At 66.5% G+C, this 22,261-nt stretch carries 20 protein-coding genes; 14 read left to right on the top strand and 6 right to left on the bottom strand.

Annotated elements, in window-relative coordinates; all coding sequences use genetic code 11:
* Positions 1-193: 193 nt before the first annotated feature.
* The 3 genes from tkt to JTE92_RS27250 all read left to right on the top strand — a co-directional run bounded on the left by tkt (position 194) and on the right by JTE92_RS27250 (position 4,698).
* Complete coding sequence (gene tkt, locus JTE92_RS27260; protein WP_174544894.1) at positions 194-2,227, top strand: transketolase; 2,034 nt, start codon at positions 194-196, stop codon at positions 2,225-2,227.
* An 84-nt stretch (positions 2,228-2,311) separates the two neighbouring features.
* On the top strand, positions 2,312-3,310 hold the full coding sequence (gene gap, locus JTE92_RS27255; RefSeq protein WP_063241681.1) for a type I glyceraldehyde-3-phosphate dehydrogenase: 999 nt from the start codon (positions 2,312-2,314) through the stop codon (positions 3,308-3,310).
* 392 nt (positions 3,311-3,702) lie between these two features.
* On the top strand, positions 3,703-4,698 hold the full coding sequence (locus JTE92_RS27250; protein WP_063241680.1) for a LysR family transcriptional regulator: 996 nt from the start codon (positions 3,703-3,705) through the stop codon (positions 4,696-4,698).
* An 84-nt stretch (positions 4,699-4,782) separates the two neighbouring features.
* Here the strand turns inward: JTE92_RS27250 and fur are convergent, their stop codons facing one another.
* Complete coding sequence (gene fur, locus JTE92_RS27245) at positions 4,783-5,214, bottom strand: ferric iron uptake transcriptional regulator (protein WP_063241679.1); 432 nt, start codon at positions 5,212-5,214, stop codon at positions 4,783-4,785.
* A gap of 243 nt (positions 5,215-5,457) precedes the next feature.
* Here fur and JTE92_RS27240 point away from each other — a divergent pair, with 243 nt between their 5' ends.
* From JTE92_RS27240 to JTE92_RS27200, 9 genes are all read left to right on the top strand, one after another.
* Positions 5,458-6,081, top strand: a complete 624-nt coding sequence (locus JTE92_RS27240; RefSeq protein ID WP_063241678.1) for an outer membrane protein assembly factor BamE — start codon at positions 5,458-5,460, stop codon at positions 6,079-6,081.
* Positions 6,082-6,179: 98 nt separating this feature from the next.
* Entirely contained in the window at positions 6,180-6,977 is a 798-nt protein-coding gene (dapB, locus tag JTE92_RS27235; protein WP_063241677.1) for a 4-hydroxy-tetrahydrodipicolinate reductase, read from the top strand.
* A 178-nt stretch (positions 6,978-7,155) separates the two neighbouring features.
* Positions 7,156-9,777, top strand: a complete 2,622-nt coding sequence (gene leuS, locus JTE92_RS27230; RefSeq protein ID WP_063241676.1) for a leucine--tRNA ligase — start codon at positions 7,156-7,158, stop codon at positions 9,775-9,777.
* A 40-nt stretch (positions 9,778-9,817) separates the two neighbouring features.
* Positions 9,818-10,333 carry an LPS-assembly lipoprotein LptE gene (locus JTE92_RS27225; RefSeq protein WP_063241675.1) on the top strand — a complete coding sequence of 172 codons (516 nt, stop codon included), beginning with the start codon at positions 9,818-9,820 and terminating at the stop codon, positions 10,331-10,333.
* 7 nt (positions 10,334-10,340) lie between these two features.
* Complete coding sequence (holA, locus tag JTE92_RS27220) at positions 10,341-11,399, top strand: DNA polymerase III subunit delta (RefSeq protein WP_063241674.1); 1,059 nt, start codon at positions 10,341-10,343, stop codon at positions 11,397-11,399.
* 181 nt (positions 11,400-11,580) lie between these two features.
* Positions 11,581-12,861, top strand: coding sequence for a glutamate-5-semialdehyde dehydrogenase (locus JTE92_RS27215; protein ID WP_063241673.1), 1,281 nt, complete (start codon positions 11,581-11,583; stop codon positions 12,859-12,861).
* A gap of 95 nt (positions 12,862-12,956) precedes the next feature.
* A complete protein-coding gene (locus JTE92_RS27210) occupies positions 12,957-13,379 on the top strand; it encodes a CopD family protein (RefSeq protein ID WP_063241672.1) in 423 nt (140 codons plus the stop codon).
* Positions 13,380-13,413: 34 nt separating this feature from the next.
* A complete protein-coding gene (locus tag JTE92_RS27205) occupies positions 13,414-14,019 on the top strand; it encodes a 2-hydroxychromene-2-carboxylate isomerase (protein ID WP_063241671.1) in 606 nt (201 codons plus the stop codon).
* A gap of 64 nt (positions 14,020-14,083) precedes the next feature.
* The gene (locus JTE92_RS27200; protein WP_063241670.1) at positions 14,084-15,337 is read left to right on the top strand and encodes a THUMP domain-containing class I SAM-dependent RNA methyltransferase; all 1,254 of its coding nucleotides are present in this window, start codon (positions 14,084-14,086) and stop codon (positions 15,335-15,337) included.
* A gap of 54 nt (positions 15,338-15,391) precedes the next feature.
* On the opposite strand, the gene JTE92_RS27195 is transcribed toward JTE92_RS27200, so the two are convergent.
* The 4 genes from JTE92_RS27195 to JTE92_RS27180 all read right to left on the bottom strand — a co-directional run bounded on the left by JTE92_RS27195 (position 15,392) and on the right by JTE92_RS27180 (position 19,705).
* Positions 15,392-16,438, bottom strand: a complete 1,047-nt coding sequence (locus tag JTE92_RS27195) for a response regulator (protein ID WP_063241669.1) — start codon at positions 16,436-16,438, stop codon at positions 15,392-15,394.
* Positions 16,439-16,591: 153 nt separating this feature from the next.
* A complete protein-coding gene (locus JTE92_RS27190; protein WP_151072504.1) occupies positions 16,592-18,070 on the bottom strand; it encodes an NAD(P)(+) transhydrogenase (Re/Si-specific) subunit beta in 1,479 nt (492 codons plus the stop codon).
* Positions 18,070-18,411 carry an NAD(P) transhydrogenase subunit alpha part 2 gene (locus tag JTE92_RS27185; protein WP_063242086.1) on the bottom strand — a complete coding sequence of 114 codons (342 nt, stop codon included), beginning with the start codon at positions 18,409-18,411 and terminating at the stop codon, positions 18,070-18,072. Before JTE92_RS27185 ends, JTE92_RS27190 begins: the two co-directional genes overlap by 1 nt.
* A gap of 172 nt (positions 18,412-18,583) precedes the next feature.
* Entirely contained in the window at positions 18,584-19,705 is a 1,122-nt protein-coding gene (locus tag JTE92_RS27180; RefSeq protein ID WP_063242087.1) for a Re/Si-specific NAD(P)(+) transhydrogenase subunit alpha, read from the bottom strand.
* A gap of 289 nt (positions 19,706-19,994) precedes the next feature.
* Here JTE92_RS27180 and JTE92_RS27175 point away from each other — a divergent pair, with 289 nt between their 5' ends.
* Positions 19,995-20,486, top strand: a complete 492-nt coding sequence (locus tag JTE92_RS27175) for an NUDIX hydrolase (RefSeq protein ID WP_063242108.1) — start codon at positions 19,995-19,997, stop codon at positions 20,484-20,486.
* Positions 20,487-20,515: 29 nt separating this feature from the next.
* Positions 20,516-21,568: a tRNA 2-thiouridine(34) synthase MnmA gene (gene mnmA, locus JTE92_RS27170; protein WP_063242107.1), complete on the top strand. Its 1,053-nt coding sequence runs from the start codon at positions 20,516-20,518 to the stop codon at positions 21,566-21,568.
* Between the two features lie 67 nt (positions 21,569-21,635).
* On the opposite strand, the gene JTE92_RS27165 is transcribed toward mnmA, so the two are convergent.
* Positions 21,636-22,250 carry a glutathione S-transferase family protein gene (locus JTE92_RS27165; RefSeq protein WP_063242088.1) on the bottom strand — a complete coding sequence of 205 codons (615 nt, stop codon included), beginning with the start codon at positions 22,248-22,250 and terminating at the stop codon, positions 21,636-21,638.
* Positions 22,251-22,261: the final 11 nt, after the last annotated feature.

Below are 22,261 nucleotides of genomic sequence, written 5' to 3'. Positions count from 1 at the left end.
CTTACGCGCGTGGCGCTGCGCTGTCGAAGTGCGGTGCAGCGCCACGCGCCAAGCCCCGCGGGTGATTCCCCAGGCATGCCCGCCGCCGGCGTCCGGGAGTCCGGAAAACCCCTTAGCTTCTGCTAAAATTGCGGTTTTCCCGCCGACAGGCTCACGCCCGCCCGCGTCCAAGCTCACGTCCAAGACCGCCCGAATGTCCGCCCTAGCCCATCCCGCAACGAGTCCCTTTGCTTCCCAGCCCGCCAAGCTGATGGCCGATGCCATCCGCGTGCTTGCCATGGACGCCGTCCAGCAGGCCAATTCCGGCCACCCCGGTGCGCCGATGGGCATGGCGGATATCGCCGTGGCGCTGTGGGGCCGGCACCTGAAGCACAACCCGGCCAACCCGCAGTGGGCCGACCGCGACCGCTTCGTGCTGTCGAACGGCCATGGCTCGATGCTGATCTACGCGCTGCTGCACCTGAGCGGCTATGACCTGCCGGTCGAAGAGCTGAGGAACTTCCGCCAGCTGCACAGCAAGACCGCCGGCCACCCGGAATACGGCATCACCCCGGGCGTGGAGACCACCACCGGTCCGCTCGGCCAGGGCATCACCAACGCGGTCGGCATGGCGCTGGCCGAACGCCTGCTGGGTGAAGAATTCAACCGCCCCGGTTTCGATATCGTCAACCACCACACCTACGTCTTCCTGGGCGACGGCTGCCTGATGGAAGGCATCTCGCACGAGGCCTGCTCGCTGGCCGGCACGCTGAAGCTGAACAAGCTGATTGCGCTGTGGGACGACAACGGCATCTCGATCGATGGCGACGTCGTGCACTGGTTCAACGACGATACCCCGAAGCGTTTCGAAGCCTACGGCTGGAACGTGATCCGCGGCATCGACGGCCATGACGTCACCGCCGTCGACCTGGCGATCTCGCAGGCCAAGGCCAGCGACAAGCCGACCCTGATCTGCTGCCGTACCAAGATCGGCAAGGGCGCCCCCAACAAGGAAGGCGGCCACGACGTGCACGGCGCGCCGCTGGGCGGCGCCGAAGTGCTGGCCACGCGCGAGGCGCTGGGCTGGGCCCACGCCCCGTTCGAAGTGCCGGGCGACGTCTATGACGCCTGGGACGCCAAGGCCAACGGCCAGGCGCTGGAGCGTGCCTGGACCGCGCTGTTCGACGCCTATGCCGAGCGCCACCCGTATGAAGCCGGCGAATTCACCCGCCGCATGAAGGGCGAACTGCCGGGCTCGTTCGACGCCGCCGTCGAAGCCTTTATCGCCAAGTGCGAGGAAAAGGCCGAGACCATCGCCACCCGCAAGGCCAGCCAGAACACCATCGAGGCCTTCGGCCCGGTGCTGCCCGAGTTCCTCGGCGGCTCGGCCGACCTGACCGGCTCGAACCTGACCAACTGGTCCGGCAGCAAGGCCGTGCGCGTGGATGCCTGGGGCAACCACATCAACTACGGCGTGCGCGAGTTCGGCATGAGCGCCATCATGAACGGCATCACGCTGCATGGCGGCTACATCCCCTACGGCGCCACCTTCCTGACCTTCTCGGACTACAGCCGCAATGCGCTGCGCATGGCGGCGCTGATGAAGATCCGCTCGCTGTTCGTGTTTACCCACGACTCGATCGGCCTGGGCGAAGACGGCCCGACGCACCAGTCGATCGAGCACGTCGCCAGCCTGCGCCTGATCCCCAACATGGACGTCTGGCGTACCGCCGACACCACCGAGACCGCCGTGGCCTGGGCCGAGGCGATCCGCCGCGAGAACGGCCCGAGCTGCCTGATCTTCAGCCGCCAGAACCTGCCGTTCCAGCAGCGCGACGACGCCACCCGCGCCAATATCGCGCGCGGCGGCTACGTGCTGCGCGACAGCGTCAACCCGCAGACCGGCAATCCGGACGCCGTGATCCTGGCAACCGGCTCGGAAGTGGGCCTGGCGGTCGGCGCGGCCGAGCACCTGGCTGCCGAAGGCGTGCATGTGCGCGTGGTCTCGGTCCCCGCGACCACCGTGTTCGACAAGCAGGACACCGCCTACAAGGCCAGCGTGCTGCCGGCCGGCGTGCCGCGCGTGGCGGTCGAGGCGGGCGTGACGGACTTCTGGTGGAAGTACCAGGTCCAAGCGGTAGTGGGCATCGACACCTTCGGCGAATCGGCGCCGGCCGGCGTGCTGTTCAAGCACTTCGGCTTCACCGTCGACAACGTCGTGCGTACGGTGAAAGACACCCTTATCTAAGCATCCGGGCGCTGGAGTCGCGCGGTGCGCCGCGCGGCAGCAGCGGCGCCCACCGGTTTTCATCGATCCTCAGGAGAGACAGTCATGACCATCAAGATCGGCATCAACGGCTTCGGCCGCATCGGACGCATGGTGTTCCGCGCCGCCGTCGCCAACTTCAAGGATATCGAAGTCGTTGCCATCAACGATCTGCTCGAGCCCGACTACCTGGCGTACATGCTGAAGTACGACTCGGTGCACGGCCGCTTCGACGGTGAAGTGTCGGTCGACGGCAACACGCTGGTCGTCAACGGCAAGAAGATCCGCCTGACCGCGGTCAAGGACCCGTCCGAACTGAAGTGGGGCGAAGTCGGCGCCGACGTGGTGGTCGAGTCGACCGGCATCTTCCTGACCAAGGAAGGCGCGCAGAAGCACATCGACGCGGGCGCCAGGAAGGTGATCATGTCGGCCCCGTCCAAGGACGACACCCCGATGTTCGTGTACGGCGTGAACCACGACACGTACAAGGGCGAAGCGATCATCTCGAACGCGAGCTGCACCACCAACTGCCTGGCACCGGTGGCCAAGGTGCTGAACGACAAGTGGGGCATCAAGCGCGGCCTGATGACCACCGTGCACGCTGCCACCGCCACCCAGAAGACCGTTGACGGCCCGTCCAACAAGGACTGGCGCGGCGGCCGCGGCATCCTGGAAAACATCATTCCGTCGTCGACGGGTGCTGCCAAGGCCGTGGGCGTGGTGATCCCGCAGCTGAACAAGAAGCTGACCGGCATGTCGTTCCGCGTGCCGACCTCCGACGTGTCGGTGGTCGACCTGACCGTCGAGCTGGAAAAGTCGGCTTCGTACGAAGAAATCTGTGCCGAGATGAAGGCCCAGAGCCAGGGCGCGCTCAAGGGCGTGCTGGGCTACACCGAAGACAAGGTCGTCGCCACGGACTTCCGCGGCGATGCCCGCACTTCGATCTTCGACGCCGAAGCCGGCATTGCGCTGGACGGTACCTTCATCAAGGTCGTGAGCTGGTACGACAACGAGTGGGGCTACTCGAACAAGGTGCTGGAAATGGCCCGCGTGGTGGCCAAGTAATCCGGCTGTCCTGGCAGTAAAGAAGAAACGCGCCTTCGGGCGCGTTTCTTCTTTGGGCGCGGCGTTCGCTCAGCCAGCCTGCCGCGAGGCATGATGGCGGACGCGTCCGCGCCCTAGGAAAAGAATGACAAAAATGGGATGGCGGCAGCCAATATACGTGCGACGCGCGCGCGTCTGCCGCGGACTGAAAATGGGCGTATATGAGATCATCTTCATAAAAACGACACTATTTTTCGGAAATATGACAAGGTTCGGCGCTCCGAAAATGCCGAATTTGCTTTCCGAGCTTGTTTTTTCCTCTTACACTACCAAGATGCCGTTGAACTCTGATGTGCAGCCAGTGCAAGTGGTGGGGCCATCTTTGCTAAGAAAAATCTGACCTGGGCCTGATCATGGTGAACGTAGACACAAAGCTTTTAGTGATCTTCACCGAGCTGCTGAGTAAGCGAAACGCCACCTACGTGGCGGAGAAGATGCATATGACCGCGCCGGCCGTGTCGCATTCACTGGGCCGGTTGCGCGAGATCTTTGACGATCCGCTCTTCATCCGCGTTCCCCACGGCCTGACGCCCACCCCCCGCGCGCTGGAGCTGGGCCCCAAGATCCGCGACATGCTGGACCTGTGGTCGTCGATCAATGAAGGCGACGCCGACAATTTCGATCCTGCGGTGGCCACCGGCACGCTGAGCATCGGTTTTGCCGCCGAGCTGGGCGACACGGTCTTCAATCGCTTCGTGCTGCGCATCAAGCAGCTGGCGCCGGACCTGCATATCAAGCTGGTCGAGTCCCATTCCTGGGAGGCCGACGTGGCCTCGATGCGCGCCAATGAGCTGGACCTGGCATTCTCCCCGTTCCCGACCCGGCATCCGGAAATCGTCGAGGAAATAGTGACGTCGCTGAACCTGTGGGTGTGCGCGCGCAAGAGCCATCCGGTGCTGAAGAACCACTGCACGCTCGAGCAATACCTGGACTGCGGCCATATCTTCATGGCGCATTCCGGTGGGGCAGGCCGCCCGGCGCCGTCGCTGATCCCGCTGGACTACGCGCTGCAGCAGCGCGGCCTCAAGCGCAATGCGACGCTGACGGTGCATTCGTGGCGGGCCCAGGCCGAGATGGCCGCGCAGACCGACATGATCTTCACCGTCAATGCGCTGACCAAGGACATGGCCTGCGAAACCTACGGCCTGAAGGCGTTCCCGCTGCCGGCTGAACTCAACACCACGGTGGGCCTGAACATGTTCTGGCACCGCAGCCGCAACACCCATCCGATGCTGGTATGGGCGCGCAACCTGTTCCGCCAGGTGGTGGCCGAGTTTGTCGGCCTGTCGGCGTCGCGCCCGTCGCGCGTGGTGGCCGAAGAAGGTCTGCAAGCGCTGCGCGAGCCCTGAGCCGGCGCCCGCCCCAAAACAAAAACCGGCGCCTGGCGCCGGTTTTTGTTGTTGCCGGATGCGCTACGCGGTGCGTGCGCCGGCTTATCGTTTGGCTCTGTGGGGACAGTCGGTTTTCGTGCAGTTGCCGTACAGCGACAGTGCGTGTTCCTGCAGGGTAAAGCCGCGCTCGCGCGCAATGCTTTGCTGGCGATGCTCGATTTCGGAATCGAAGAATTCTTCGACGCGGCCGCAATCGAGGCACACCAGGTGGTCGTGGTGCTTGCCTTCGTTCAGTTCGAAAATGGCCTTGCCGGATTCAAAGTTGTTGCGCGACAGCAGGCCTGCCTGCTCGAACTGTGTCAGCACACGGTAGACGGTGGCGAGGCCGATATCCATATGCTCGTTCAGCAGGATGCGGTAAACGTCTTCCGCGCTCAGGTGCCGCTGTTCGCTGGTCTGAAAAATTTCAAGAATTTTCAGCCTGGGCACGGTTGCCTTCAGGCCGATATTCTTGAGGTCCGCCGGACTCGGCATGGGCGTGACTCCCTAGAGTACAATGTCTGGATAGTTGAATCATAAGGGTTTTGACAGCAAAAGTCGCCCGCGGTGCCGTGTGCCATGTGGGCAACGCGCCTCAGGCAGTTGCAGTCGGCCCCATGTGGTTGCCGCGGCAGGCGCCCCGTGCGCATGTGGTGTAGCCGGCTCTTGCAGCGCTTGCTGCGCCGGTCGCCCGCGGTTCTTTCCGTACTTTCCCTTTCCCTCCCGGAAGCGAGATACATGCGTTATACCCGTTCGTCCGCCATGCGCCCGACGCTGGTTGTCTCCCTGCTGGCCGCTGCCCTGCTGGCCGGCGCCTGCTCGGCCTACGATTCCACCTCGCGCAAGGTAGCCAACGCCATCACGCCGTACCGGATCAATATCGTGCAGGGCAACTTCGTGTCCCGCGAGGCCGCTTCGCAACTGCGCGAAGGCATGACGCGCGAGCAGGTCAAGTTCCTGCTCGGCACGCCGCTGCTGACCGATGTGTTCCACGCCAACCGCTGGGACTACGTGTTTTCGTTCCGCCGCGGCAATACCGCCGTGGTGCAGCAGCGCCGCTACACGGTCTTCTTCGAGGGCGACAGCCTGGTCAAGTTCGGCGGTGACGAGCTGCCGTCCGAGTACGAGCTGATCGCCGAGATCGACGGCATGAAAAAGGCGCTGAAGGACCAGACTCCGGGCAAGGTTTCCACCAGCAGCACGGCTGCCGCCCAGACCGCGCCGCAGACTACCGTGGAAAACTTCGTGCCACGGCAGGCGACCGAGGCGGCTGCCGCGCCCGCTGCCCCGGCGGCGGAGGCGCCGCCGGCCACCGCGCCCGCCCAGGCCACCGCGCCCGCCGACGCGTCCAAATCCAACTGAGCCGCCGTCCGCGGCTTGCCATCTGTTCCCGGGCCGGTCAGCCATGACCGGCCCATTCACTTTTCGCGTATTGCGCACATTCCGCTGAGCCAGACACCATGAACATCGCCATCGCAGGCGCATCCGGCCGCATGGGCCGCATGCTGATCGAACAAGTGCTGAACACCGAGGGCGTGAAGCTGTCGGGCGCGCTCGACCTGCCGGGCTCGCCGGCACTGGGCCAGGACGCGGGCCTGTTCCTGGGCCGCAACACCGGCGTGGCGATCACGGCGGACCTGGAAGCCGGCCTGGCCGCTGCGGATTGCCTGATCGACTTCACCCGTCCGGAAGGCACGCTGGCGCACCTGGCCGTGGCGAAGAAGCTGGGCGTCAAGATGGTGGTCGGCACTACCGGCTTCGACGACGCCGGCAAGGCCGCGCTGGCCGAGGCCGCCAAGTCCATCGGCATCGTCTTTGCCGCCAACTTCAGCGTCGGTGTCAATGCCACTTTCAAGCTGCTGGAAGTGGCGGCCAGGCTGCTGTCGACCGGCTACGACATCGAGGTGATCGAGGCGCACCACCGCTTCAAGGTCGACGCCCCGTCGGGCACCGCGCTGAAGATGGGTGAGGTGATTGCCGATGCGCTCGGCCGCGACCTGAAGACCTGCGCCGTCTACGCCCGCGAAGGCCATACCGGCGAGCGCGATCCCAATTCGATCGGCTTTGCCACCATCCGTGGCGGCGACATCGTCGGCGACCACACCGTGATGTTTGCCGGCATCGGCGAGCGCATCGAGATCAGCCACAAGTCGTCCAGCCGCCAGTCGTATGCCGACGGTGCCGTGCGTTCGGCCCGTTTCCTGGCCGACAAGCCCAACGGCCTGTTCGACATGCAGGACGTGCTGGGCCTGAAGTAAGGCGCTCCGGGGCGGCCAGGCCTGGCGCCACGGTTATAATCGACTGCTTTAGCATTGCTCGCCGGCCGGGCGCCCAGACGGGCGCCCGCCGCCCACATTCCAACGCTTCCCCGGCTGCCGGCAGGCCAGTTGCCGCGCAGACGCTGCCCTGATCGTTGCCCTGACTGCTGTCCCGACCATGCAAGACAAATACCTTCCTTCCGCCGTTGAACAAGCCGCCCAGCAGCACTGGCAAGCCATCGACGCCTATCGCGTGTCGGAACATGCAGCGGGTCCCGGCGGCAAGGAAAAGCCCAAGTTCTACGCCTGCTCGATGCTGCCGTACCCGTCGGGCAAGCTGCACATGGGCCACGTGCGCAACTACACCATCAACGACGTGATGGCGCGCTACCTGCGCATGAACGGCAACAACGTGCTGATGCCGATGGGCTGGGACGCCTTCGGCATGCCGGCGGAAAACGCCGCGCTGAACAACGGCGTGGCGCCGGCCGCCTGGACCTACGACAACATCGCTTACATGAAGAAGCAGATGCAGTCGATGGGACTGGCGATCGACTGGTCGCGCGAGGTCGCCACCTGCAGCCCGGACTATTACCGCTGGAACCAGTGGCTGTTCCTGAAGATGCTGGAAAAGGGCATCGCCTACCGCAAGACCGGCACCGTCAACTGGGACCCGGTCGACCAGACCGTGCTGGCCAACGAGCAGGTCATCGACGGCCGCGGCTGGCGCTCGGGCGCGGTGGTGGAAAAGCGCGAGATCCCGATGTACTACCTGCGCATCACCGAGTATGCGGAGGAACTGCTGGGCGACCTGGACGGCCTGGGCTGGCCCGAGCGCGTCAAGGTGATGCAGCAGAACTGGATCGGCAAGAGCGTGGGCGTGCGTTTCGCCTTCACCCATGACATCCCGGGCGAGGACGGCAAGCCGATCAACGACGGCAAGCTCTACGTCTTCACCACGCGCGCCGACACCATCATGGGCGTGACCTTCTGCGCGGTCGCCGCCGAGCACCCGCTGGCCACGCACGCCGCGCTGAACAATCCCGAACTGGCCGCCTTCATCGACGAATGCAAGCACGGCTCGGTCATGGAAGCCGACATGGCGACCATGGAGAAGAAGGGCATGCCGACCGGCCTGCAGGTCGTGCACCCGCTGACCGGCGAGAAGGTCGACGTGTGGGTCGGCAACTACGTGCTGATGACCTACGGCGACGGCGCCGTGATGGGCGTGCCCGCGCACGACGAGCGCGACTTCGCCTTCGCCAACAAGTACGGCCTGCCGATCAGGCAAGTGATCGACGTGAAGGGCCAGCCGTATTCGACCGAAGCCTGGCAGGAATGGTACGGCGACAAGGAAAACGGCACCTGCATCCACAGCGGCAAGTATGACGGCCTCGGCTACCAGGCCGCGGTGGAAGCGATCGCCGCCGACCTGGGCGCGATGGGCCTGGGCGAAAAGAAGACCACCTGGCGCCTGCGCGACTGGGGCATCTCGCGCCAGCGCTACTGGGGCACGCCGATCCCGCTGATCCACTGCGACAGCTGCGGCGTGGTGCCGGTGCCCGAGCAGGACCTGCCGGTGGTGCTGCCCGAAGACCTGGTGCCGGACGGCACCGGCAACCCGCTGGCCAAGGACCCGCGCTTCCTGCAGTGCACCTGCCCCTCGTGCGGCAAGCCCGCGCGCCGCGAGACCGACACGATGGATACGTTCATCGATTCGTGCTGGTACTACATGCGCTACACCTGCCCGGACGCGGCCACCATGGTCGATGCCCGCAATGACTACTGGATGCCGATGGACCAGTACATCGGCGGCATCGAGCATGCGATCCTGCACCTGCTGTACGCGCGCTTCTGGACCAAGGTCATGCGCGACCTGGGCCTGGTCAAGTTCGACGAGCCGTTCACCAACCTGCTGACGCAGGGCATGGTGCTCAACGAGACCTTCTACCGCGAAGATGCCTCGGGCAAGAAGCACTGGTACAACCCGGCCGACGTCGACGTGCAGACCGACGAGCGCGGCCGCCCGGTGGGCGCCACGCTGAAGGCCGACGGCCAGCCGGTGGTGATCGGCGGCATCGAGAAGATGTCGAAGTCCAAGAACAACGGCATCGACCCGCAGGCGCTGATCGACCAGTACGGCGCCGACACCGCGCGCCTGTTCGTGATGTTCGCCGCGCCGCCCGAGCAGCAGCTGGAGTGGAGCGGTTCGGGCGTGGAGGGCGCCTCGCGCTTCCTGCGCCGCGTATGGAACTACGGCTATGCCAACGCCGCCGCGCTGCGCGATGGCGCCGGCAGTGCCATCACGGCCGATGACGCCGCGCTGCGCCGCGAGATCCACGGCGTGCTCAAGCAAGCCAACTACGACTACCAGCGCATCCAGTACAACACCGTGGTCTCGGCCACGATGAAGATGCTGAACGCGCTGGAAGACGCCAAGACCGCTTCGCCGGCCGCGCGCCGCGAGTGCTTCGGCATCCTGCTGCGCGTGCTGTACCCGGTGGTGCCGCACATCACCCACGGGCTGTGGGACCAACTGGGCTTCGCCGCCGAAGCCGGCGACCTGCTCGACGCCCCGTGGCCGCAGGTCGATGAAGCCGCGCTGGTGCGCAGCGAGATCGAGCTGGTGCTGCAGATCAACGGCAAGGTGCGCGGCAGCATCACCGTGCCGGCCAGCGCCGACCGCGCCGCGATCGAGGCGGCCGCCGCCGGCAGCGAAACCGTGGCCAAGTTTGCCGAAGGCAAGGCGCCCAAGAAGATCGTGGTGGTGCCGGGCCGGCTGGTGAACGTGGTGCTGTAACGGGTCAGCGGCCCGGAACCTGACTGAGGAATCGCCAAGAATGAAGCGACTGAACATGGGCCGCCGCAAGGCGCTCGCGGCGATGCTGGCGGTGCCGGCAACGGGCCTGCTGGCCGGCTGCGGCTTCCATCTGCGCGGCAATTCGGACTTCGCGTTCAAGCGGCTCTATATCGGGATTCCGCCCAACTCGCTGATGGGCGCGGACCTGCGCCGCGCGATCCGCGGCGGCTCCGACACCCAGGTGGTGGCCGACCAGAAAGAGGCCGACGCGCTGCTGGACGTGCTGCAGGACACCCGCACCAAGTCCATCCTGTCGATCACGACCGAGGGCGTGGTGCGCGAGTACCGCCTGACGCAGCGCTTTACCTTCCGCCTGCGCGATGCCGCCGGCAAGGAACTGATCGCGCCGTCGCAGCTGGTGCTGACGCGCGACCTGACCTACAACGAAGCCAACACGCTGGCCAAGGACTACGAAGAGCAGCAGCTGTACCGCGACATGCAGCGCGATATCGTGCAGCAGCTGATGCGCCGGCTGGCCGCGGTCAAGGCCATCTGACGCACCCATGCAACTCAAGCTCGACGGGCTCGACGCGCACCTGAAGCAGGCGAAGGCCCGCGGCCTGGCGCCTCTGTACGTGGTGCACGGCGACGAGCACCTGCTGGTGCTGGAGGCGGTCGACCGCCTGCGCGCCGCGGCGCGCGCAGCGGGGTTCTCCGAGCGCGAGGTGCTGGTGGCCGAGCGCGGCTTTCACTGGAGCCAGCTGGTCGAGGCGCAGCAGTCGATGTCGCTGTTCGGCGACCGCAAGATCGTCGAGCTGCGCATCCCTTCGGGCAAGCCCGGCAAGGACGGCGGCGAGGCGCTGCGCGCGGTGGCGGCGCAGCCGTCGCCGGACGTGGTGATGCTGGTGACGCTGCCGCGGCTGGATTTCGCCACTTCCAAGTCGGCATGGTTCCAGGCGCTGGAAGGCGCGGGGGTGTCGATCAAGGTCGACGCGGTGGACCGCACCCGGCTGCCGGCATGGGTCGGCGAGCGGCTGGCGCTGCAGCAGCAGCGCGTCGAGGGCGGCGAGCCGGGACGGCGCGCGCTGCAGTTCATCGCGGACAAGGTCGAGGGCAACCTGCTGGCGGCACACCAGGAAATCCAGAAGCTGGGCCTGCTGTATCCGCCGGGCGAGCTGAGCTTCGACCAGGTCCACGACGCGGTGCTGAACGTGGCCCGCTATGACGTATTCAAGCTGTCCGAGGCGATGCTGTCGGGCGACGTGCCGCGCCTGGTGCGCATGCTCGAAGGGCTGCGCGGCGAGGGCGAGGCCACGGTGCTGGTGCTGTGGGCGCTGACCGAGGAAATTCGCGTATTATCCAAGGTCCGGCAAGGCCTTGCGGCCGGCAAGCCGGCGGGCGTGCTGATGCGCGAACTGCGCGTCTGGGGCCCGCGCGAGCGGCTGGTGCCGCAGGCCGCGCAGCGCCTGCCGCTGCCACGGCTGGAAGCGGCGCTGGCGCTGGCCGCGCGGCTGGACCGCCAGGTCAAGGGTTTGCACGACCTGCCGCCACCGGGCAGCGCGCCGCTGCCGGCGGAACCGTGGGACGGTTTGCAGCAGTTGGCGCTGATGGTTGCGCGCTGAGCGTTTGCTCCCCGCAAGGTTTGCTCCCCTCTCCCGCTTGCGGGAGAGGGGCCGGGGGAGAGGGCAGGCGGTGGATCCGGCGATATCGCCCGTTGATGCACCGGCCCTCACCCCCAACCCTTCTGCCGCCATGCGGGAGAGGGGAGGAACACACACTGACGGCCTTCCCCCGGCCACTGACATGAACGAGCTCGACCTCAACCAATACATGGACCGCGTCGGCCGCCAGGCCCGCGCGGCGTCGCGCGCGATGGCGCGTGCCTCCACGGCGGACAAGAACCAGGCGCTGCTGACCATTGCCGCCGCCATCCGCCGCGATGCCGACAAGCTCAAGGCCGTCAACGCCCGCGACGTGGAGCGTGCCCGCGCCAACGGCCAGGACGCCGCCTTCGTCGACCGCCTGACGCTGTCGGACAAGGCCATCGCCACCATGGCCGCCGGCCTGGAGCAGATCGCCGCGCTGGCCGACCCGATCGGCGAGATCTCGAACATGAAGTTCCGCCCGACCGGCATCCAGGTCGGCCAGATGCGCGTGCCGCTGGGCGTGATCGGCATCATCTACGAGTCGCGCCCCAACGTGACCATCGATGCCGCGGCGCTGTGCCTGAAGTCGGGCAACGCCACCATCCTGCGAGGCGGGTCCGAGGCGATTGAATCCAACACCGCGCTGGCCGCGCTGGTGGCCGAAGGCCTGGCCGCCGCCGGCCTGCCGCCGGAAGCCGTGCAGGTGATCGAGACCACCGACCGCGCCGCCGTCGGCCGCCTGATCACCATGACCGAATTCGTCGACGTGATCGTGCCGCGCGGCGGCAAGAGCCTGATCGCGCGCCTGATGGAAGAAGCGCGCGTGCCGATGATCAAGCACCTGGACGGCATCTGCCACGTCTACGTCGACGCCGCCGCCGACCTCGACAAGGCCGTGCGCGTCTGCGACAACGCCAAGACCCAGCGCTACGCGCCGTGCAACACCATGGAAACGCTGCTGGTGTCGCGGGACATCGCCGCCGCCGCGCTGCCGCCGCTGTGCCGCATCTACCAGGAGAAGGGCGTCGAGCTGCGCGTCTGCCCGGCTACCCGCGCCACGCTGGAGGCCGCCGGCTTCAGCGGCCTGGTCGATGCCGCCGAGGAAGACTGGCGCCTGGAATACCTGGCCCCGATCCTCGCCATCAAGACCGTTGCCGGCCTGGATGAAGCGATTGCGCATATCAACGAATACGGCTCGCACCACACCGATTCGATCATCACCGAGGACTACTCGGCGGGCATGCGCTTTATCCGCGAGGTCGATTCGGCCAGCGTGATGATCAACGCCTCGACCCGCTTTGCCGACGGTTTCGAATACGGCCTGGGCGCGGAGATCGGCATCTCCAACGACAAGCTGCACGCGCGCGGCCCGGTCGGGCTGGAAGGGCTGACCTCGCTCAAGTACGTGGTGTTCGGACACGGCGAGATCCGGACGTAAGGCCGGCGTCTTCAGGCTTGCCGGTCGTTCCCGCCTACGCGGGAATGACGGTGGAATTTTGAAGTTGTCGAAAACAAGAACATCATCAGGCACCGATGCTCTGGGTCAAAGCGCTGCATATCGTCTTCGTCGTTTCGTGGTTCGCCGGCCTGTTCTACCTCCCGCGCATCTTCGTCAACCTGGCGATGGAGACCGACGCCGCCAGCACCCAGCGCCTGCTGCTGATGGCGCGCAAGCTGTTCCGCTTCATGACCATGCTGGCAGTGCCCGCGGTGGTGTTCGGGCTGTGGCTGTACCTGGGCTACGGCATCGGCCGCGGCACCGGGCAGGGCTGGATGCATGCCAAGCTGGCGCTGGTGCTGGTGCTGATCGGCTACCACCACGGCTGCGGCGTGCTGCTGCGCAAGTTCGAAGGCGGGCGCAATACGCGCTCGCACAAGTTTTATCGCTGGTTCAACGAGCTGCCGGTGCTGGTGCTGCTGGCGGTGGTGATCCTGGTGGTCGTCAAGCCGTTCTGAGCCGGGCGCCCGTTCCACAAGTTGCGAGATCGAGATGAGCAAGCTGGTTGACTACTACCTGACGCCGCAATCGCCGTTCGTCTACATGGGCCATGCCCGCTTCACCGCCATGGCCGAGCGCCACGACGTGCAGGTAAACCTGAAGCCGTGCGATATGGGCAAGGTGTTCTCCGTCTCAGGCGGACTGCCGCTGGCGCAGCGCCCGCCGCAGCGCCAGGCCTACCGGATGGTCGAGCTCAAGCGCTGGAGCGCATTCCTGGACCTGCCGCTGAACCCGGAGCCGACCTTCTTCCCGGTATCGGGCGATGCCGCCAGCAAGCTGATCATCGCGGCGCAACTGGCGCACGGCACCGCGCGCGCGATGCAGCTGGCCGGGGCGATCGGCGCGGCGGTGTGGGCGCAGCAGCGCAATATTGCCGACGCCGCCACGCTGGCGCAGATCGCCGACGAGGCCGGCCTGGATGGCACTGGCCTGCTCAAGGCCAGCGAGGCCCAGTCGGTGCAGGCGGCCTACGCGCAGAACACGCAGGACGCGATCTCGGCCGGCGTGTTCGGCGCGCCATGGTATGTGTTCGACGGCCAGCCCTTCTGGGGCCAGGACCGGCTCGAATTCCTCGAGCGCGCGCTCGCCGCCGCTTGAACTAAGCTATCGGATATCTCCCGTCCGCTACGGCGGACGTTTTTGTTTGCAGGAAACCTGACCCATGACCCAAGCCTTCTTTGCCCCTTGCCCGCGCGGCCTGGAGAGCGCCCTCGCCGAAGAACTGCGCGAGATCGCCGCCCGGCCGGGCATGGCCGCGCTGGCGCCGTTCACGGTGCACCAGGAGGTGCCGGGCGGGGTCAATTTCTCCGGCGAGATGGCCGCCGCCTATGCGGTCAACCTGCATTCGCGCATTGCCAGCCGCGTGCTGCTGCGCGTGGCCGCGCGCGGCTACCGGCATGAGGACGACATCTACAACCTGGCCCGCGGCGTGCGCTGGGAGCAGTGGTTCTCGCCGGACGAGTCGCTGCGCGTCGATATCACCGCGCACAAGTCGCCGCTGCGCAGCCTGAATTTCATCGCGCTGCGGGTCAAGGACGGCGTCTGCGACGCCATGCGCGAACGCCTCGGCGCGCGCCCGAGCGTGGATACCGTCAGCCCGGATGTGCGCGTTTATGCCCACCTGACCGAGCGCGACTGCACGCTGTACCTGGACACCACCGGCGAACCCCTGTTCAAGCGCGGCTGGCGCACCGAGAAGGGCGAGGCGCCGCTGAAGGAAAACCTGGCGGCCGGCATCCTGCGCCTGGCGGGCTGGGTACCGGGGCAGACCTTCCGCCCGTTCTACGACCCGATGTGCGGCAGCGGCACCTTCCTGATCGAGGCCGCCCAGGTGGCGCTGGGCATTGCCCCGGGCGGCAGCCGCAGCTTTGCCTTCGAATGGCTCAAGGGCGTCGACCGCAAGGCCTGGCAGAAGCTCAAGGACGACGCCCAGCGCGCGCGCATGCTGGCCTCGGCGGATGAGCTGCAGGTGGTGGGATCGGACATCTCGACCGACATGCTGGCTATCACGCAGGCCAACTGGCAGCGCGCCGGCCTGCCGGGCGAGGCGCGTACCAAGCAGGTCGATGCGCGCTTCGTGCAGCCGCCCTACGGCGAGCCGGGCCTGCTGCTGATGAACCCGCCGTACGGCGAGCGCATCGCGGTGCGCGGGCAGCGCCGCATGCCGGGGGAGGAGATGCCGCGCGACGAGGTGGAAGAGGCGGCCGCCAACCAGTTCGCCAACGCCTTTGCCACGACGCTCAAGCAGAACTTCGCGGGCTGGCAGGCGTGGGTCTTTACCGGCGACCTGGGCTTCCCGCGCCGGCTGCGGCTGAAGGAATCGCGCCGCACGCCGCTCTACAACGGCAATATCGAATGCCGGCTGTTCCGTTTCGACATGGTGCGCGGCACCAACCGCGCGCCGCAGGCGGACTAACCTTCGTCGAATGACCGTAGCGGTGGAAACCCTATCGGGGACGCCATGGCTGCTTCAGCCGCGCTTGCGTCCCGTCAGGGCCTCGGGATTGCGGGAAAAATCGGCCAGGAAGCCCTGCAGGCTGATCACCGGCTCCTGCAGCAGGTGGCGCGGCAGGTCGAACAGGGCGTAGAAGAACTCTTCGTTGCCTTCGCAGCGCTCGGCCGGCAGGCAGTATTGCTCCCAGTCGACACAGGCGGGCGTGTACATGCCGTTGCCCGGCCAGAAGAACGGCACCAGGCGGCCCTCGCGCAGGCCTTCGATCAGCGCGGCGGGGGCGTCGTAGGCTTCGGCCGATTCCACCTGGCTCATCAGGCCGGCGCGGGTCTCGATCACCATCAGCGTGGCGTGGCCTTGCGCAGTCAACAGCAGGATTCCGGCCGGGTTGGGGTACAGGTAGTACTCGACAAAGCCGTAGCGCGCCGTCAGCTGGCGCACCCGCTCGGTCATGGCCGGGTCGGACAGGAACGAGAACGAATGCCGCGTCAGCAGCTCGCGCAGCGTGCGCGACAGCGTGGCGAAGTACGCCTGCTGCATGGCTTCGATTTCCTGGTCCAGCCGCTCCACCATATTGCTGTCGTGCTTCTTGACGTAGCGGTCGATCAGCCCGTGGTTGAAGCCCTGGACGGCGATGCTTTCGTCGGCGGTGCCGGTCAGCAGGATGGTCTTGCACGGCAGGTCCTGCAGCGCCTGGCAGAACTCCAGCCCATCCATCTGCGGCATCGAGTAGTCCACCACGATCACGCCCGGCTGCAGGAAGCGGTTGATATCGTGGATCTGGCGGTAGACCCGGTCGATATCGAGCTGGACGGTACGGCGCTCGGTCAGGAAGGTCAGGTCGTCATGCGTGACCCGCACCGGCAGGAAGCCGGGGAAGCGGGTGGCATAGGCCTCGCGGATCCATTGCAGCGCCTCACGCGGATCGGTGAAGGTGACGACCGCGCGCGAGGCATCCATCTGGAACGCCAGGCTGTCGATGAACGATTTGCTGTCGTCGACGAGGACGGTCAGGACCGGGTGATGGAAGACCGACAGGTTCCGGTCATGCGGGTTGAAGGTCATGATGCGTTGGCGTCGGGGCCGGCGGGCAGGGTTCGGCGCATTCGGCAAGCCGGCGTGCGCATTCGCAGGCCAGTATAGCGCGCCGTGGCTGCCTTGCAAGGCACGGCGCCGCAGGCGGCCGGGAAGGCCCGGCCGCCTGCTGGCACGGCAGTCTTAGTCGACCGCCTTGAACATGTCCTCGACCACCTTCTTGGCGTCGCCGAACACCATCATGGTCTTGTCCATGTAGAACAGCTCGTTGTCGAGACCCGCGTAGCCGGCCGCCATCGAGCGCTTGTTGACGATGATGGTCTTGGCCTTGTACGCCTCCAGGATCGGCATGCCGGCGATCGGCGACTTGGGATCGGTCTTGGCCGCCGGGTTGACCACGTCGTTGGCGCCCAGCACCAGCACCACGTCGGCCTGGCCGAACTCGCTGTTGATGTCTTCCATCTCGAAGACCTGGTCGTACGGCACCTCGGCCTCGGCCAGCAGCACGTTCATGTGGCCCGGCATGCGGCCGGCCACCGGGTGGATCGCGTACTTCACGGTCACGCCCTTTTCGGCCAGCTTTTCGGTCAGTTCCTTGAGCGCGTGCTGGGCGCGCGCCACGGCCAGGCCGTAGCCCGGCACGATGATCACGGTTTCGGCGTTGCCCATCAGGAAGGCGGCATCGTCGGCCGAGCCGGACTTCACGTTGCGCTGCGCCTGCGCGCCGGGGGCCGCGCCTGCCGACGCGTCGCCGCCGAAGCCGCCCAGGATCACGTTGAAGAACGAGCGGTTCATCGCGCGGCACATGATGTACGAGAGGATGGCACCGGAGGAGCCCACCAGCGAGCCGGCGATGATCAGCATCGGGTTGTTCAGCGAGAAGCCGATGCCGGCGGCCGCCCAGCCCGAGTACGAGTTCAGCATCGACACCACCACCGGCATGTCGGCGCCGCCGATCGGGATGATGATCAGCACGCCCAGCACGAAGGCGATCGCCAGCATGATCAGGAACGGCGTCCACGCCTGCGACATGAAGAAGATCACGCCGAAGCCGACCATCGCCACCGCCAGCAGCAGGTTGAGCCAGTGCTGGCCGGGGAATACCACCGGCGCGCCCTGGAACAGGCGGAACTTGTAGCGCCCGGCCAGCTTGCCAAAGGCGATCACCGAACCGGAGAAGGTGATCGCGCCGACGAAGCAGCCGATGAACAGCTCGATCCGGTTGCCCAGCGGGATCAGGTGCGAGCCTGCCGGCGTGATGCCGAACGCGGCCGGCTCGGCCACCGCGGCCACCGCGATGAACACCGCCGCGAGACCGATCAGCGAGTGCATTGCCGCCACCAGCTCGGGCATCTTGGTCATCTGGACCTTGCGCGCCACGTAGGCGCCGATGCCGCCACCCACCACCAGCGCGCCGAAGATCAGCGCCAGGCCGGAGCCCACTGACGACTGCGCCGTGCCGGCCGCCAGGAACTCATTCTTGAGCTTGATGATCAGGACCAGCGTGGTGACCACCGCGATCGCCATGCCGATCATGCCGAAGGCGTTGCCCTTGCGCGCCGAGGCCGGGTGCGACAGGCCCTTGAGCGCCTGGATAAAGCAGACCGAGGCCACCAGGTAGAGCAGGGTGACGAGGTTCATGCTGACGAGGCCGGCTGCCATTACGCGCCCTCCCTGGCCAGTGCCTGCTTGGCTTCGGGCACCTTGGCCTTCGGCTCTTTCTTCTTGAACATTTCCAGCATGCGCTGGGTGACCAGGAAGCCGCCGAACACGTTGACCGCGGCCAGTGCCACCGCCAGCGTGCCCATGATGCGGCCGGTGGCGCCTTCGGTCAGGCCCGCGGCCAGCATCGCGCCGACGATGATGATGGCCGAGATCGCGTTGGTTACCGCCATCAGGGGCGTATGCAGGGCCGGCGTGACCGTCCAGACTACGTGGTAGCCCACGTAGATCGCCAGCACGAAGATGATCAAATTGATCACCGTGTGGTTCACCATCTCCATCGACTTCTCCTCCGTTGCTTTGAAACCGGGATGCAGCGTGTTTTTACTGGATTCTTATTGCTGTACTACGCGTGCTGTACTACGGCGCACCAATGACAAGTGGCTCTGAATGGCCGATTGCGTGCTTCGTCTCCCGCGAGGGAGACGAAAGCTACCGGGCGCGCCCAGGGTCTTACGCCGCCTCGCGCACGACCTGGCCGTCCCGGCACATCAGGCACGCGGCGACGATGTCGTCTTCGAGGTTGAGCGTGAACTGGCCCTCCTTGTCGACGACCAGCTTGAGGAAATCCAGCACGTTGCGGGCATAGAGCGCCGAGGCGTCGGCCGCCACCATGCTGGCCAGGTTGGTATGGCCGATGATGATGACGCCGTTGCGCTCGACCACTTCATCGGCCACCGTCAGCGGGCAGTTGCCGCCTTGCGCCGCGGCCAGGTCGACCACCACCGAGCCCGGCTTCATCTGCTGCACGGTCGCTTCCTGCAGCAGCACCGGCGCCTTGCGGCCCGGGATCAGCGCGGTGGTGATGACGATGTCGGCCTGGATCGCGCGCTGGTGCACCAGCTCGGCCTGGCGCTTCATCCAGTCCGGCGGCATCGGGCGCGCATAGCCGCCCACGCCCTGCGCGATCTCGCGCTCTTCGTCGGTCAGGAACGGCACATCGAGGAATTTGCCGCCGAGCGATTCGATCTGTTCCTTGACCGCGGGGCGCACGTCGGAGGCTTCGATCACCGCGCCCAGGCGCTTGGCGGTGGCGATCGCCTGCAGGCCGGCCACGCCGGCGCCCAGGATCAGCACGCGCGCGGCCTTGACGGTGCCGGCGGCGGTCATCAGCATCGGCATGAAGCGCTGGTAGTGGTGCGCGGCCACCAGCACGGCCTTGTAGCCGGCGATGTTGGCCTGCGACGAGAGCACGTCCATGCTCTGCGCGCGCGTGGTGCGCGGCGCGGCCTCGAGCGCGAACGCGGTCACGTTGGCTGCCGCCATGCGCGCGTTGTTCTCGGCATCGAAGGGATTGAGCATGCCCACCAGCACCGCCCCGGGCTTCATCTGGGCAAGCTCGGCCGGCTCAGGCGCGCGCACCTTGAGCACCAGCTGCGCGCCCAGCGCTTCGGCCGCGGTGCCGATGGTGGCGCCGACCGCTTCATACGCGCCGTCGGGCTGGCTGGCGCGCACGCCGGCGCCGGCCTGGATGACCACCTTGTGGCCCTGGGCGACGTACTTCTTGACCGTCTCGGGGGTGGCGGCGACGCGAGTTTCGCCTGCCCGCGTCTCCTGCGGGATGCCGATGTACATCGTCGATTTCTCCTTTAGCTGGCGTCGTAATCTGGTTGAGCGGACCGACGTCTGGCCCGTTGCTCGCTGTGCCGGCTTGGCCGCAGCGCACAATTTTTTCGCAGCTTACAACAATCTGACTCGCAATGGTGTGACCGCACGGTCGGTTTTTGCTGCGGTGCGGCAGCGGAATTTCCGGACAGTTCCGAACAGTTCCGAACAGTTGTGCCTCGGCGGGCCGCCAGGCGCATGGCGCTGCACGATGCCCCGGCAACCGGTAAAATGCGAGATTGCCTAAAAATTGAGCATCATGCCACGTGATTGGAATGCCAGCGTGACCGTTGCCGCCGTGATCGAGCGCGGCGGACGCTTCCTGCTGGTCGAAGAGGAAACCGCGGAAGGCCTGCGGCTGAACCAGCCCGCCGGCCACCTGGATCCGGGCGAGAGCCTGATTCGCGCCGTCATTCGCGAAACACTGGAAGAAACCGCGCACACTTTCGAGCCGCGCGCGTTGCTGGGCTGCTACATGGGCCGCTCGCTGTCTTCGCGCACCGGTACGGATGTCACATACGTGCGCTTTGCCTTTACCGGCGACCTGGGCCCGCTCGACGCGGGCCGCCAGCTCGATACCGGCATCGTGCGCACGGTGTGGATGAGTGCCGACGAGATCCGCGTGTGCCCGGAACGCCACCGTTCGCCGCTGGTGATGGCCTGCGTCGACGACTACCTGGCCGGCAAGCGTTTCGCGCTGGACGCGCTGTACACGCACCCGTCGGCGTTGTCCATGGGAGCACAGTTGTGAGCGGGAACGGCAAGCGGGTCGTCGTGGGCATGTCGGGCGGGGTCGATTCGTCGGTCACCGCGTGGCTGCTCAAGCAGCAGGGCTACGAGGTCATCGGCCTGTTCATGAAGAACTGGGAGGACGATGACGACAGCGAGTACTGCTCCACGCGCCAGGACTGGCTGGACGTGGTGTCGGTGGCCGACCTGATCGGTGTCGACGTCGAGGCGGTCAACTTTGCCGCCGAGTACAAGGACCGCGTCTTTGCCGATTTCCTGCGCGAGTACTCGGCCGGCCGTACGCCCAACCCGGACGTGCTGTGCAATGCCGAGATCAAGTTCAAGGCCTTCCTGGACCATGCGATGTCGCTGGGTGCCGAGACCATCGCCACCGGCCACTATGCGCGTGTGCGCCAGAACGCGGCAGGGCGCTTCGAGCTGCTCAAGGCACTCGACCACACCAAGGACCAGAGCTATTTCCTGCACCGGCTGAACCAGGCGCAGCTGTCGCGCACGCTGTTCCCGCTGGGCGAGATCCCCAAGACCCGCGTGCGCGAGATCGCCGCGGAGATCGGCCTGCCGAACGCGAAGAAGAAGGACTCGACCGGCATCTGCTTTATCGGCGAGCGGCCGTTCCGCGATTTCCTGAACCGCTACCTGCCGACCAGGCCGGGCCCGATGAAGACGCCCGAGGGCAAGGTCGTGGGCGAGCATATCGGGCTGGCGTTCTATACGCTCGGCCAGCGCAAGGGCATCGGCCTGGGCGGCAGCCGCGACGGCAACGGCGATGCCTGGTATGTGGCGCGCAAGGACATGGAGAACAACACGCTATACGTGGTGCAGGGCCACGACCACCCGTGGCTGCTGACGCCGGTGCTGACCGCGTCGGATCTGTCGTGGGTGGCGGGCGAGGCACCGGCGGCGGGCGCGGCGATGGCCGCCAAGACCCGCTATCGCCAGAGCGATGCCGCCTGCACCGTGCAGGCCGCGGACGGCGACACGCTGCAGCTGGGGTTTGCCGAGGCGCAGTGGGCCGTCACGCCGGGGCAGTCGGCGGTGCTGTATGACGGCGAGGTGTGCCTGGGCGGCGGCATCATCCAGTAGATGGCGTTGTCGGCTGAATGAAAAACACCCGCTGCACGCGGGTGTTTTTCATTGGGGCAGTTGGGTTTCAGCCGCGCGGCGGCGCGGTATCGATGAACGACTGCCGTTTCGACAGCTTGTCTTCCAGCGCCGCGAGGTTGGGATGGCGCTCGCGCCAGGCGATGTCGGGGAAGCGGAAATCCAGGTAGGACAGCGCGCAGCCCACCGCGACGTCGGCCAGCGAATAGTGCGTGCCGGTGCAGAAGGGGCGGTCGGCCAGGCCTTGGGCCATGGCGGCCAGCGCCGCGTCGATCTTGCCGAGCTGGCGCTTGACCCAGCGCTCGCTGCGCTCGTGCGGCTCGCGCTGCGTCGCTTCCAGGCGCGCCAGCAGGGCCGCGTCGAGCAGGCCGTCGGCCAGCGCTTCCCAGCAGCGCACTTCCAGCCGTTCGCGCCCGCCTTGCGGGATCATCCGGCTGACTGGCGTCAGCGTGTCGACATATTCGACGATCACACGCGAATCGTAGATGGCGCCGCCGTCTTCCATCACCAGGCAAGGCACCTTGCCGAGGGGGTTGTACTGGCCGATCTTCGATTCCGGCGACCAGACGTCCTCTTCAACCAGCTGGTAGTCGATCTTCTTTTCCGCCATCACCACGCGCACCTTGCGCGCGTAGGGACTGGTATGGGACGCATACAGCTTCATGTTCTCCCCTT

This window comes from Cupriavidus oxalaticus, from assembly GCF_016894385.1.
Classification (GTDB): domain Bacteria; phylum Pseudomonadota; class Gammaproteobacteria; order Burkholderiales; family Burkholderiaceae; genus Cupriavidus; species Cupriavidus oxalaticus.
This window is presented reverse-complemented; position numbering and strand designations above follow the sequence as displayed.